General features: G+C 66.0%; 12 protein-coding genes. 7 read left to right on the forward strand and 5 right to left on the reverse strand.

All coding sequences use genetic code 11. From position 1 onward, the window contains the following. Positions 1-64: 64 nt before the first annotated feature. Entirely contained in the window at positions 65-997 is a 933-nt protein-coding gene (locus tag ASE11_RS20870; protein ID WP_056276110.1) for an electron transfer flavoprotein subunit alpha/FixB family protein, read from the reverse strand. Positions 998-1,008: 11 nt separating this feature from the next. After that, positions 1,009-1,758: an electron transfer flavoprotein subunit beta/FixA family protein gene (locus ASE11_RS20875; RefSeq protein WP_056276112.1), complete on the reverse strand. Its 750-nt coding sequence runs from the start codon at positions 1,756-1,758 to the stop codon at positions 1,009-1,011. A gap of 348 nt (positions 1,759-2,106) precedes the next feature. On the opposite strand from ASE11_RS20875, the gene ASE11_RS20880 reads away from it, so the two are divergent. From ASE11_RS20880 to ASE11_RS20890, 3 genes are all read left to right on the forward strand, one after another. Continuing rightward, the gene (locus tag ASE11_RS20880; RefSeq protein WP_056276114.1) at positions 2,107-3,120 is read left to right on the forward strand and encodes a TRAP transporter substrate-binding protein; all 1,014 of its coding nucleotides are present in this window, start codon (positions 2,107-2,109) and stop codon (positions 3,118-3,120) included. A gap of 77 nt (positions 3,121-3,197) precedes the next feature. Further along, positions 3,198-3,728 (forward strand): TRAP transporter small permease, encoded by a 531-nt coding sequence (locus ASE11_RS20885; protein WP_056276116.1) that lies wholly within the window; start codon positions 3,198-3,200, stop codon positions 3,726-3,728. Beyond that, positions 3,725-5,020 (forward strand): TRAP transporter large permease, encoded by a 1,296-nt coding sequence (locus ASE11_RS20890; RefSeq protein ID WP_056276119.1) that lies wholly within the window; start codon positions 3,725-3,727, stop codon positions 5,018-5,020. Before ASE11_RS20885 ends, ASE11_RS20890 begins: the two co-directional genes overlap by 4 nt. Here ASE11_RS20890 and ASE11_RS20895 read toward each other — a convergent pair. Genes ASE11_RS20895 through ASE11_RS20905 form a run of 3 tightly spaced genes read right to left on the reverse strand, consistent with a single transcriptional unit; the run spans position 4,997 to position 8,152 of the window. Next, a complete protein-coding gene (locus ASE11_RS20895) occupies positions 4,997-6,328 on the reverse strand; it encodes a mechanosensitive ion channel family protein (RefSeq protein WP_056276122.1) in 1,332 nt (443 codons plus the stop codon). The two genes, ASE11_RS20890 and ASE11_RS20895, sit on opposite strands and share 24 nt — an antisense overlap. 22 nt (positions 6,329-6,350) lie before the next feature. Continuing rightward, entirely contained in the window at positions 6,351-7,163 is an 813-nt protein-coding gene (locus tag ASE11_RS20900; protein WP_056276126.1) for an enoyl-CoA hydratase, read from the reverse strand. 35 nt (positions 7,164-7,198) lie between these two features. Further along, the gene (locus tag ASE11_RS20905; RefSeq protein WP_056276130.1) at positions 7,199-8,152 is read right to left on the reverse strand and encodes a histone deacetylase family protein; all 954 of its coding nucleotides are present in this window, start codon (positions 8,150-8,152) and stop codon (positions 7,199-7,201) included. A gap of 26 nt (positions 8,153-8,178) precedes the next feature. Between ASE11_RS20905 and ASE11_RS20910 the strand changes: the two genes are divergently transcribed. The 4 genes from ASE11_RS20910 to mltB all read left to right on the forward strand — a co-directional run bounded on the left by ASE11_RS20910 (position 8,179) and on the right by mltB (position 13,416). Beyond that, on the forward strand, positions 8,179-9,099 hold the full coding sequence (locus tag ASE11_RS20910) for an AAA family ATPase (RefSeq protein ID WP_056276132.1): 921 nt from the start codon (positions 8,179-8,181) through the stop codon (positions 9,097-9,099). Positions 9,100-9,200: 101 nt separating this feature from the next. Further along, positions 9,201-10,172 (forward strand): DUF58 domain-containing protein, encoded by a 972-nt coding sequence (locus tag ASE11_RS20915; protein ID WP_235501378.1) that lies wholly within the window; start codon positions 9,201-9,203, stop codon positions 10,170-10,172. A 101-nt stretch (positions 10,173-10,273) separates the two neighbouring features. Next, positions 10,274-12,295: a transglutaminaseTgpA domain-containing protein gene (locus tag ASE11_RS20920; protein ID WP_056276137.1), complete on the forward strand. Its 2,022-nt coding sequence runs from the start codon at positions 10,274-10,276 to the stop codon at positions 12,293-12,295. 89 nt (positions 12,296-12,384) lie between these two features. Next, positions 12,385-13,416, forward strand: coding sequence for a lytic murein transglycosylase B (gene mltB, locus ASE11_RS20925; protein WP_056276470.1), 1,032 nt, complete (start codon positions 12,385-12,387; stop codon positions 13,414-13,416). The last annotated feature ends 71 nt before the right edge of the window (positions 13,417-13,487 follow it).

The following is a 13,487-nucleotide window of genomic DNA, read 5'->3' on the forward strand; positions in this document are numbered from 1 at the left end:
GGAATTCAGGGATGCAGATACGACAAGGGCATCGCGAACGATGCCCTTGTGTTGTTCAGAGGGCTCAGAGCGCCTTGATCAATTCAGGCACAGCCTCGAAGAGGTCGGCCTCCAGGCCGTAGTCGGCGACCGAGAAGATCGGCGCCTCGGGGTCCTTGTTGATCGCCACGATCACCTTGCTGTCCTTCATGCCGGCCAGGTGCTGGATGGCACCCGAGATGCCGGCGGCGATGTAGAGCTGCGGTGCCACGATCTTGCCGGTCTGGCCCACCTGCCAGTCGTTGGGCGCGTAACCCGCGTCCACCGCGGCGCGGCTGGCGCCCAGCGCGGCACCGAGCTTGTCGGCCAGCGGCGTCATCACCTCGTTGAACTTCTCGGCGCTGCCCAGCGCGCGACCACCCGAGACGATGATCTTGGCCGCCGTGAGCTCGGGGCGGTCGCTCTTGGCGATCTCGCTGCCCATGAATTTGCTTTTACCGTCGTCGGCCGATGCTGTGGCGGTTTCGATGGCCGCGCTGCCGCCGGTGGCCGCCACCGGATCAAAGCCGGTGGTGCGCACGGTGATCACGTGCGTGGCGTCCAGGCCCTGCACGGTGGCGATCGCGTTGCCGGCGTAGATCGGGCGCTCGAAGGTGTCGGCGGCAATCACCTTGGTGATGTCGGAGAGCTGGGCCACGTCGAGTGCGGCGGCCACGCGGGGCGCGACGTTCTTGCCACTGGCGGTGGCCGGGAACAGGATGTGGCTGTAGTTGGCCGCGATGGCCAGCACCTGCGCGGCCACGTTCTCGGCCAGGCCGTGTTCGAAGCCCGGCGCGTCGGCGTGGATCACCTTGGCCACGCCCGCGATCTGCGCGGCGGCGGCGGCGGCTGCACCGGCGTTGTGCCCGGCGATGAGCACGTGCACCTCACCGCCACATTGGGCGGCAGCGGCCACGGTGTTGAAGGTCGCTCCCTTGAGGCTGGCGTTGTCGTGTTCGGCAATAACGAGTGCGGTCATGTGTCGGTTCCTCAGATCACTTTGGCTTCATTTTTCAGTTTGTCGACGAGCGCGGCCACATCGGCCACCTTGATGCCCGCGCCGCGCTTGGGCGGCTCGCTGACCTTCAGGGTCTTGATGCGCGGCGTCACGTCCACGCCAAGGTCTTCGGGCTTGACGATGTCCAGCTGCTTCTTCTTCGCCTTCATGATGTTGGGCAGCGTCACGTAACGCGGCTCGTTCAGGCGCAGGTCGGTCGTGATGACGGCTGGTAGCGTGATGGAGAGGGTTTCAAGACCACCGTCGACTTCGCGGGTCACGGTGGCTTTTCCGTCGGCCACTTCCACCTTGGAAGCAAACGTGGCCTGCGGCAGGCCAGCCAAAGCGGCCAGCATCTGGCCGGTCTGGTTGCAGTCGTCATCAATCGCCTGCTTGCCCAGGATGATGAGACCCGGCTGTTCCTTGTCCAACAGGGCCTTCAAGAGCTTGGCCACGGCCAGGGGCTGCAATTCGACGGTGGTTTCCACCAGGATGGCGCGGTCCGCGCCGATGGCCATGGCGGTGCGCAGGGTTTCCTGGCACTGCGTGACACCACAGGAGACGGCGATCACTTCGGTGACCACACCCTTCTCCTTCAGGCGAACCGCCTCTTCCACCGCGATTTCGTCAAACGGGTTCATGCTCATCTTGACGTTGGCGATGTCCACACCACTGCCGTCGCTCTTCACGCGCACCTTGACGTTGTAATCCACCACGCGTTTGACGGGGACGATGACCTTCATATTGGGTTGCTCCTGATGATTGGAAAAATGGCGTCACGAATTGACGTGCACGTCAACCCGAGGATTGTATGCCCCACCCCCTATCGAGGACGGTCAGGCAAGGGACAAATCAGGACCGGCAAAAAAACGAACGGTCGTGCTTTTTGAAGATTATAGAAGAACGATCCGCACCCACAAAGCCCTAATTTCCTGCCCCTGGCAAGCGACTGCCGCGGCGAATTCACCGACCGCTTAGTCGGTGAATTCGGGTAAGCCATGAGACGCCGAATGAGGGATCTGGCCTATATTTCTTTTGCGTTTTTATTTATGTTGAGTAACCATTTAATTTGCCGGTACAGGAGTTTTCGCATGCCCTCACGCACCCTGGTTTCCCTCGCCTTGACGTCCACCCTGCTGGCCAGCGGCTTGGTGTCGGCGCAGACGGTCTTCACCGTCTCCAGCTGGCTGCCGCCCAGCCACACGCTGAGCACTTCGCAGAAGACCTGGTGCGACATGCTGGAGAAGGAGAGCACTGGCCGCATGAAATGCAACATCCTGCCCAAGGGCGTGGTGGCGGCACCCGGCACATTTGATGCCGTGCGCGACGGCCTGGCCGACATCTCGTATACGGTGGACGGCTACACCCCCGGTCGCTTCATCAACACCCAGGTGGCCGAGTTTCCGTTTCTCGGCAACAACGCCGTGGCCACCTCGGTCGCTTACCAGCGCGTCTACAGCAAGTATTTCGCCCCCCTGGGCGAGCACCGCGGCGTGAAGGTGCTGGCGGTGTTCACCCACGGCCCGGGCGTGATCTTCAACAGCAAAAAGCCGGTGACCTCGGCCGCCGAGGCCGCGAGCCTGAAGTTCCGCATCGGCGGCGGCAACATCAATGAACTCTCCAAGGCCATGGGCTGGAACACCACGCTCAAGGCCGCGCCCGAGTCGTTCGAATTGCTCTCCACCGGGGTGATGGACGGCACCTTTTTCCCAGACGAATCGATCGCCTCGTTCAAGCTCAGCATGATCAAGTTCGCCACCGACTTCCCCGGTGGCCTGTACAACACCAGCTTCGTCTTCATGATGAACCCGGCCAAGTACAACGCCCTGTCGGCGCAGGACAAGGCTGTGGTCGACAAACTCTCGGGTGAGCCGGCCGCACGCCTGTTCGGTGGAGGCTGGGACAAGGTGGACGCGGCCAGCCGCGAAATGCAGAAAGGCCAGGGCGTCGCACGCATCACCGCCGACAAGGCATTCGTGAAAGCCGTGATGGACAAGCAGGACTACCTGGAGACCAAGTGGGCGGCCAGCGCCCAGGTCAAGGGACTGCAGAATCCCAAGGCTGTGCTGAGCGAATTCCGCGCAGAGATCGCCAAGGTGAAGTAACTTTCGTGCCACCCACGTGGCCTTGCCGGGCCGGCTGAGCAGAATGCACAGCCGGCCTTTTCACATCAAGATTCATCATGCTCAAGACGATTGATCGCGGGTTGCGCTGGTCCACCGGACTCATGGCCGCCATGGCCCTGTTTGCCATCATGTGGCTCACACTGGTGGACGTGACCGGTCGGCGCTTCTTCGACCATTCGGTGCCCGGCGGCCTGGAGATCACCGAGATTCTCATGGTCATCGTGATCTTCGGTGCGCTGCCCATGGTGTCGTGGCGCAATGAACACGTGGTGTTCGACTCGCTCGACACCTTCCTGCCCGACTGGGTGCGCAGCATCCAGTCGCGCCTCGTCAACCTGATCTGCGCGGCTGGCTTTGGCTTCCTCGCCTACCTCATGAGCACACGCGCCGACCGTTTTGCCGAATATGGCGACACCACCGTCTACCTGCAGGTCTCCATCGCGCCCGTGGCCTGGATGATGGCGCTCTTCCTGGCCACCACGGCGGCCGTGCATCTGCTGTTCGTGTTTGTTGTGGTGCCCGTGCCGTCGCCCCACCACCCACCGCCCGCCGAGCTGCCCGCCGATCTGGACGGAGCCACGCCATGACCGAGGCGGCACTGGGTTTCCTGGCCGTCTTCGCGATGGCCTTCCTGCGCATTCCCCTGGCGCTGGCCATGGCCATCGCCGGTGTGGTGGGTCTGGGCCTCATGCGCGGCTGGCAGCCGGCATTTGCCAGCACCAGCCAGGTGATTTTCGAGACCGGCTTCGCCTATGTGCTGTCGGTGATCCCGCTGTTCATCCTCATGGGCAACCTCGTCGCCCGCGCCGGCATGGCGCGCGAGCTCTACACCGCGGCCAACGCCTTCGTGGGCCACCGCAAGGGCGGGCTGGCCATGGCCAGCATCATCGCCTCGGGCGGCTTCGGCTCCATCTGTGGTTCGTCGATCGCCACCGCCGCCACCATGACGCGCGTGGCCTACCCCGAGATGAAACGCCACGGCTACAAGGACACGCTGGCCACCGGCGCCATTGCGTCGGGCGGCACGCTGGGCATCCTGATCCCGCCGTCCACCATCCTCGTCATCTACGGGATCATCACCGAGACCGACATCGGCAAGCTGTTCATCGCCGGCATCCTGCCCGGTCTGGTCGCGATCATCTGCCTGTGCCTCGCGGTGGTGTACATCACGTGGCGCGACCCGCTTGCCGGCCCACCCGCCGAGCGCTTCACCTGGGCGCAGCGGATGGCTGCGGTGCGCGGCATCTGGGGTGTGGGCATGCTGTTCGCGCTGGTGATCGGCGGCATTTACGGCGGCGTGTTCACCGCCACCGAGGGCGCGGGCGTGGGCGCGGCCGGGGCCTTCTTCTTTGCACTGTTCCGCGGTGCGCTCACGCCACGCATCCTGCTCGACATCCTGGTCGAGAGCACCCGCACCACGGCCATGCTCTTCACCATCCTGATCGGTGCGATGGTCTTCACCAGCTTCATCAACTTCACCAGCATGCCGGGTGACCTGCGTGACTTCCTGCTGCAGTTCAGTCCGCACCCCATCATGGTGGTGGTCGTGATGATGACGATCTACATCGCCCTGGGACTGGTGATGGAAGAATTGTCGATGGTGCTGCTGACCATCCCCGTGTTCTTTCCAGTGATCACCGGCCTGGGCTTCGACCCGGTGTGGTTCGGCATTCTGATCGTGACCATTGTGGAGATCGGCATGATCTCGCCGCCGGTGGGCATGAACCTCTTCGTCATGAACTCGCTGCTGCCGCTGGTCAAGCTCAAACACATCTTCCAGGGCGTCTGGCCGTTCGTCATGGCCGACATCGTGCGCCTGGCCATCCTGATCGCCTTCCCTGCCATTTCCCTCTGGCTACCGGGATTCATGAACCGCTGAAGCGGCTGCGTCAAGTCCACCGGGCGGTGGCTTGATGTGCAGCACGCGCTGCGGGTAGGGAATCTGGATCTGGTTTTCGCGCAAAGCCTGCAGCACCTTGCGGTTGATCAGCGATCGGATGTTGAGGGTGCCGTTTTCCGGATCGGCAATCCAGTAGCCCAGGGTGAACTCCAGGCCGTCGGCGCCGAAGTTGGACAAGGCCACCGATGGCCCCGGGTCCTTGAGCACGCGGTCCTGGGTCAGAGCAGCTTCCCTGAGCAACTCCATCACCTGTTCCACATCGCTCTCGTAGCCCACCGAAACCACGGTGGACTGCCACAGCCGGTCGTCGGCCAGCGAGAGGTTCTCCACCCGGTTGATGATCAACAGCTCGTTGGGCACGATGGACTCGCGTCCCGTGGTGGATCGGATCACGGTGTAGCGAGCGTTGATGTCGGTGATGATGCCTTCGAAGTTGTCCACCCGCACGTTGTCGCCGATGCGCATGCTCCGCTCGGCCAGGATCACGAACCCGCTCACATAGTTGGACGCCAGCTTCTGCAGGCCAAAGCCGATGCCCACGCCGATGGCGCCACCCAGCACCGACAGTGCCGTGAGGTCGATGCCCACAGCCGACAGCGCGATGATCAGACCGAAGAACATCAGCAGCGCGCGCGTGGCATTGCTCACCGCCTTGCGCAGCGACAGGTCACCCCCCACCGCCTTGCGCAGCAGGCGCGTCTCGATGGCCGAGGACACCCACAGCGAAAGAATCAACACCGCACCGGCGGTGAGGATGCCTTCGATCATGGTGCGCAGGCTCAGCGTGGTGGCGCCGATCTTCCAGGTGATCTGGTCCATCTCGGCCAGCACCACCGGCAGCAGTCCGCTGACCCACAGCACCATGGCCAGCCACGCCACCCAGGAAATGGTGCGCTCAAGCACACGCACCCACGGTGCGGTGGCAAAGGCCACCTGCAGCACCTTCACACCCACCCGGATCACCACCAGCGACACCAGCACGGGAATGGCGACCTTGAAAGCCGCCAACGGCAGGACGGCCGCCAGCCAGGCACGCGCCACATAGGCCAGCGTGAGCAGCAGCAGCGGAAACATCACGCCATCAATGAGATTCCGGCCAAACAGAACCGACGTCTTCTCGTCCTGCATGCGCAGCGCGCGACGCAGCAGCCAGGTGATGCCGAGCGCCAGCGCAATGCACACCGCCAGTGCGCCCAGTTCGGTCAGAACGGTGGGCTGCGCGAAGGCCGACAGCCAGAGACTGAAGTCGTCGATGGGCTTCGGGGCGGTGGTAGGGGTGGTGGCCATGGGAAGAAAACAGGTTGAGAGTTCAGGCGCGCCAGCTCGGCGCGCGTTTGTCGATGAAGGCCTGTACGCCTTCTTGCGCCACGTCGTGCGCCATGTTGCAGGCCATGGTCTGCCCGGCGAGCTGGTAGGCCGACTCGATGCCGGTCTCCAGCTGGCGGTAGAACAGTGCCTTGCCCATGGCGATGGCCTCGGGCGGTTTGGCGAGGATGCGATCCACCAGCGCGGCCACTTCCGCGTCCAGCGCGTCGGTGGCAACAACCCGGTTGACGAGGCCCCGGGTACAAGCCTCGTCGGCGGAGATGAAGTCACCCGTGAGCAGCATCTCCATGGCCTGCTTGGGCAGGATGTTGCGCGACAAGGCCACGCCCGGTGTGGCACAGAACAGGCCCACGTCGATGCCGTTCACACCGAAGCTAGCGTTCTCGCTGGCCACGGCCAGATCGCACTGCGCCACCAACTGGCAGCCCGCGGCAGTGGCCAGTCCGTGAACGCGCGCAATCACCGGCACCTCCAGCTTGCGGATGGCGAGCATCAGGCGCGAGCAGCGCGCAAACAGCGCCTGGTAATACGCCAGCTCGGGGTGCGCCCGCATTTCCTTGAGGTCGTGCCCGGCGCAGAAAGCCTTGCCGTTGGCGCCGATCACCGCCAGCCGCGCCTGCGGGTCAGCGGCCACCGCATCCAGTGCCGCCTGCAGCGCGGCAAGCATGGCTTCGGACAGCACATTGAAGCTGCGCGGGGTGTTGAGGGTGAGGGTGTGCACGCCGCGCGCATCGCAGGTGTGCAGCAGCACTGCGCCGTCGGCCGTTGGGGATGGAGAAGATGCGGGGTGGGTCATCAGAACATTATCGGACGCCCGTCCGCCGCACAGGTTCAAACGTCGGCCAGCACCCGCAAGTGCGCTTCCACGCTGCGCCCCAGCGCGCTCAGGGCGTATCCGCCTTCGAGGCAGCTCACGATGCGGCCCTCGGCGTGGCGCTGCGCGACTTCCTTCACCCGCATCGTCATCCACGCGTAGTCCTGCTCCACCAGGCCCAACTGTGCCATGTCGTCTTCACGGTGGGCGTCGAAGCCCGCGCTGATGAAGATCATCTGCGGCTTGTGGGCATCGAGCCGGGGCATCCAGGTCATGTCGATCAGCTCGCGGATGTCCATGCCCTTGGTGTAGGCCGGCACCGGAACATTGACCAGGTTGGCCGCGGTGGCGTGTTCACACAGCGGATAGAACGGGTGCTGGTAGAAGCTGCACATGAGGATGCGCTCGTCGCCCGCGACGATGTCCTCGGTGCCGTTGCCGTGGTGCACGTCGAAGTCGATGATGGCCACGCGTTTCAAACCGTGCCGCTCCAGTGCGTACTTGGCGGCCACGGCCACGTTGTTCACGAAACAGAAGCCCATGGCCTGGTTGCGCGTGGCGTGGTGGCCGGGTGGGCGCACGGCGCAAAAGGCGTTGTGCATTTCGCCAGCCATCACCGCGTCGGTGGCGTCGATGGCGGCGCCCGCTGCCATGAGGATCGCGTCCCAGCTGTGGATGTTGATGGAGGTGTCGGGGTCGACTTGCGCGTGGCTCGGGCCGCCGGCCTTGATCTCGTCGCGCAGGTTGTCGCTCAGGCCGCGCAGCGACGCCAGGTGCATGCGGCCGTGCGCGAGTTCGAGGTCGGCCATGGAGGCGGCGGTGGCCTCGCGGCGCTCCAGCGCCACGTCGAGCCCGCTCATGAGCAAACGGTCTTCGATCGCGTCCAGACGCTCAGGGCATTCCGGGTGACCGGCGCCCATTTCGTGCCTCCAACAATCCTTGTGGGTGAAATACCCGGTGGCCTGTCCCATGGCGGTTTTACGGTAAGGTTCGCGGCATGCAAGCCGACACAAAAATCCAACAGTTGCTGAATCAGCTTAACACGGTGATCGTGGGCAAATCCCAGCAAGTTTCCGACTGCGTGGCCTGCTTGCTGGCCGGTGGACACCTCCTGATCGAAGACGTGCCTGGCGTCGGCAAAACCACCCTGGCGCACGCACTGGCGCGCTCGTTCGGCCTGCAGTTTTCGCGCGTGCAATTCACCGCCGACCTCATGCCCAGCGATCTCGTGGGCGTGTCGATCTACGAGCGTGGCCGCGAAGCGTTTGTGTTCCATCCTGGGCCGGTGTTTGCCCAGGTGCTGCTGGCCGACGAGATCAACCGCGCCAGCCCCAAGACCCAGAGTGCCCTGCTCGAAGCCATGGAAGAAAAGCAGGTGACGGTGGAAGGCGAAACACGCGCACTGCCCGAACCCTTCTTTGTGATCGCCACGCAGAACCCGCACGACCAGCTGGGCACCTACGCGCTGCCCGAATCGCAGCTCGACCGTTTCCACATGCGCCTGTCCATCGGCTACCCCGACCGCGCGGCCGAGCGCGAACTGCTGCGCGGCCAGGACCGTCGCGACATGCTCGACAAACTCTCCGCCGCCTTGACCCCTGCCGACCTCGCGGCCCTGCAGCACACGGTGAGCCAGGTGCACACCGCCGAGCCCGTGCTGGAGTACCTGCAAGACCTGGTGGCCGCCACGCGCAACGGGCAGTGGTTTGCGCAAGGCCTGTCGCCGCGCGCCGCGCTCGCCGTGGTGCGCTCGGCCAAGGCACAGGCTTACTTGAGCGGACGCGACTACGTGGCGCCCGACGACATCGCCGCCATCCTGCCGCAGACCGTGGCGCACCGGCTGATTCCGGTGCGTGATGCGGGGCGCGGACCGGTGGAGCAGGTCCGCGCCATGCTGGAAGCCATACCCCTCCCGTGACGAATGAACACCCCCCGAAGCGCCTTCGGCGCCTCCCCCCGGGGGCAGCTCCTGCGGCCTGGCAAAGCCAGTTCCGCGGTGCTCTGGGTTGGAGGCACCCCTTGCGATACATACGCGCCCACCTCCAGACCTGGTGGCACAACCGCCTGCCCAAGTCCGACACGCTCACCCTGACCCAGCGCAACGTCTACATCCTGCCCACCCGCCCGGGCTGGATGCTGGCTTTCACCTTGCTGCTGCTGCTGGTGGCCAGCATCAACTACCAGCTCAACCTCGGCTACTTGCTCACCTTCCTGCTGGCCGGCAGCGCGGTGGTCGGCATGCATGTGTGCCACAGCAACCTGCGCGGCATCACGCTGCTGCTCACGCCGCCCGAGCCGGTGCACGCCGGCCAGGCGGTGACGCTGACCGTGCGCCTGTCCAGCGAACGCAAGCACACGCGCTACGGTATCGGCATGGGCGTGATCGGTGCCGACCCCACGCACGCCCCGCTGGCCTGGACCGACGTGCCCGCACAAGGCAGCGCCCAGCTGAAGGTGAGCTTTCCGTCGCCCGAACGCGGCCTGCACCCGCTGCCGCCGCTGAGCGCGCAAACCCTGTTTCCGCTCGGCACCTTTCGCGTGTGGACCGTGTGGCGCCCGGCCTCGGGTGTGCTCGTCTACCCCGAGCCCGAAAGCCATCCGCCACCGCTACCCCCGGGCGAGCCGCAGGCCGGCAGCTCGGGCGCGGCGCGCGTGCAGAGCACCGGTGAGTTCGACGGCGTGCGCGCCTACCGCCGGGGTGATCCGCTCAAGGCCGTGGTGTGGCGCAAGGCGGCGCAGGCGTTCTCAAGCGGGCGTGACGATCTCGTCAGCCGCGACGCCTTGTCGCACCAGCGCCAGCAGCTCTGGCTGGACCACGCGCAGTGCGGCGGCGCGGGCCTGGAAGCGCGGCTGTCGCGCTTGACGGCCTGGGTGCTCATGGCCGACCGCCAGGGGCTCGACTTCGGCCTGCGCGTTCCCGGCCGCGAGATACCACCCGATCAGGGCTCGGCCCACCGCGCACGCTGCCTGGAGGCGTTGGCCATATGTTGAACACGCCAATATCGGGTGACGGAGACGAGCCGATCCGCCGCCGGGCCGCCCCAAGGCGGATCAGCCCCCCCGGGGGGCAGCGACCCGCGCAGCGGTGGAGCGTGGGGGCCTCACTACCTCGGGACACGCGCGACACGCTCTTTCTGCTCGCCGTCATCGGCTGGGTGGCGTTCATGCAGGTCGGCCACACGCCCTGGTGGTGCACGGCGCTCACCGCCCTCGTGCTGGTGTGGCGCACCACGCTCGCGCTGCGCGGTCTGCCCCTGCCCGGCTGGCCGGTGCGCGTGGGCCTGCTCGTGCTCACGCTGGCAGCCACCTTCATGACCCACAGCACCCTGATCGGGCGCGACGCGGGCGTGACGCTGGTGGTGGTGCTGCTCGCGCTCAAGACGCTGGAGATGCGCGCGCGGCGCGACGCCTTCGTGGTGTTCTTCCTCGCCTTCTTCACGCTGCTCACCCACTTCTTCTATTCGCAGTCGCTGCTCACGGCCGCGGGCATTCTGGTGGCGCTGCTGGGCCTGCTCACCGCGCTGGTCAATGCCCACATGCCCGTGGGCCGCCCGCCACTGTCGCAGGCCGCGCGCATTGCCGGGGGCATGGCGCTCATGGGTGCGCCCATCATGCTGGTGCTGTTCCTGCTGTTCCCGCGCCTGTCGCCGCTCTGGGGCATGCCGGGGCAAGACGAAACCGGGCGCAGCGGCCTCTCGGGCTCCATGAAAGTGGGCCAGATCGCCCAGCTGGTGCTCGACGACGACATTGCCTTGCGGGTGCGTTTTGAAGGCCGCCCGCCACCGCAGGGCCAGCTGTACTTTCGCGGCCCGGTGCTCAGCGATTTCGACGGCGTCGAATGGCGCGCGCTGCGCTCGGGTTTCTCGCAGTCCATGGCCTTGCCCACCGACCTGCGCGTCTCGGGCGAGCCCGTGCGCTACCAGGTGACCATGGAGCCCAACCGCCGGCCCTGGCTGTTCGTGCTGGAAGCCACCCCGCAAGGCCCCGAGGTGCCCGACAACGCGGTGCGCATGAGCAACGAGCTGCAGTGGTTCACGCAGCGCCCGATCAACACGCTGGTGCGTTACAGCGCCGAGAGCTATCCCACGTTCCGCTACGGTCCACAAAGCCAGGTGGTGGCCCTGCAAGACCAGATTGCACTGCCCGGCGGCTTCAACCCGCGCACCCTGGCGCTGGCGCAAGCGCTGCGGCGCGAACACGGCACTGGCCCCGAGGCCAACCCCCGGCTCATCGACGCTGTGATGAACCGCCTGCGCACCGGTGGCTACAGCTACACGCTGGACCCCGGCCTGTACGGCCAGAACACCGCCGACGAATTCTGGTTCGACAAGCGCGAAGGCTTCTGCGAACACATTGCCAGCAGCTTCGTCATCCTCATGCGCGCGCTCGACATCCCCGCGCGCATCGTCACCGGCTACCAGGGTGGCGAAATCAACGGTGTGGACGGCTACTGGACCGTGCGCCAGCGCGACGCCCACGCCTGGGCCGAGGTCTGGTTGCAAGGCCAGGGCTGGGTGCGCGTCGACCCCACTTCTGCCGTGGCGCCCGGGCGCATCGGCTCGTTCGAACGCCTGCGTGCACCCCAGGGCGCGCTGGCCGGCGCCATCGGCAACCTCAACCCCAACCTCGCCGCGCAGCTGCGCGCCGCCTGGGAAGCCGTGAACAACAGCTGGAACCAGTGGGTGCTGAACTACACCCAGGGCCGCCAGCTCGACCTGCTGAAAAACCTGGGCTTCAGCTCCCCCAGCTGGACCGACCTGGCCTATGTGCTCATCGGCGTGGTGATGGCGGTGAGCCTGCTTGGCGCGGCGTGGACGCTGTGGGAGCGCCAGCAACACGACCCCTGGCTGCGCCTGCTGCGGCGCGCCCGCGACCGGCTGCACAAGCTCGGCCTGGAGAGTACCGACCACACCCCACCGCGCGAACTGGCCCTGCGCGTGCAACAGCGCTGGAAAAATGACACCGTGGACGCCGGTGCCGCCGCGCGGCTTGCACAATGGCTGCTTCAGCTCGAAGCCCAGCGCTATGCGCGCCCCGGCTCTGGCGACGCCACGCTCTCCCGCCTGCAGCGCGAGTTTCAGCGGCTGGCGTGGCCCCGGAACACCGACGCCTGACCCCGACACCTGACCCCACCGACACCTGATCAAGGCACCCATTGCAAGTTGTGAACCGTCTTCTTTCCGCGCTGGCCGCCGCCCTCCTGATGGCCGCACCGGCCCTGGCCCAGTCACCCGCCAAGGCCCGGCCCAACACGGCAGCCAAGGCCGCGCCCGTCTTCACCTACGACCAGAGCGAAGCCGCCATGGCTTTTGCCACCGACCTCGCCGTGCGCCGCAACCTCGACCCCGCCTGGGTGCGCCAGCAGATCGGCCAGGCGCAGCGCCTGCCCATCGTCGTGCGCCTCATGCAGCCCGCGCCCACCGGCACACCCAAGAACTGGGCCGCCTACCGCGCCCGCTTCATCGAACCCATTCGCCTGCGCGCCGGGCAAAGGTTCTGGGAAGACAACCGCGAAACACTCGCCCGCGCCGAGCTCGAATACGGCGTGCCCGCCAGCCTCATCGTGGGCGTGATCGGTGTGGAAACGCTCTACGGCCAGCACACCGGCAACCACCGTGTGATCGACGCGCTCAGCACGCTGGCCTTTGACTTCCCCGCCAGCCACCCGCGCGCCGCCGCGCGCACGGAGTTCTTCAAAAGTGAACTCGAACAATTCCTGAGCCTGACCGAGCGCACCGGCACCGACCCGTTGTCCCCACGCGGCAGCTACGCCGGCGCCATGGGCTGGCCGCAGTTCATGCCCAGCAGCTGGGTGAAATACGCCATCGACTTCGACGCCGACGGCAAGGTGGATCTGTTCAACAGCCAGGCCGACGTGATCGGCTCGGTGGCCAACTACTTCAAGGCCTTCGGCTGGCAAACCGGCATGCCCACCCACTACCCGGTGAGCTTCGACACCAGCAAGCTCGACCTGGACACCCTGCTCGCCCCCGACATACTGCCCAGCTTCGGCGTGGAGAGCTTCACCGCCAAAGGCGCCGTGCTCGAAGGCCCAGCCCTGCAACACCCCGGCAAGCTCGCGCTGGTGCTGCTGGAAAACGCCGGCGCCCCGCCCACCTACGTGGCCGGCACGGACAACTTCTACGTGGTCACGCGCTACAACTGGAGCAGTTACTACGCGCTGGCGGTGATCGAGTTGGGGGATGCGGTGCGGGCCTTGGTGCCCAGCCGCTGACACCCCACCACGGCAAAAGCCTTTACCCAATGCAAACGGGGGCCGAAGCCCCCGTTGGTCATGCGATCAAA

The organism is Hydrogenophaga sp. Root209 (genome assembly GCF_001428625.1).
GTDB lineage: Bacteria > Pseudomonadota > Gammaproteobacteria > Burkholderiales > Burkholderiaceae_C > Hydrogenophaga.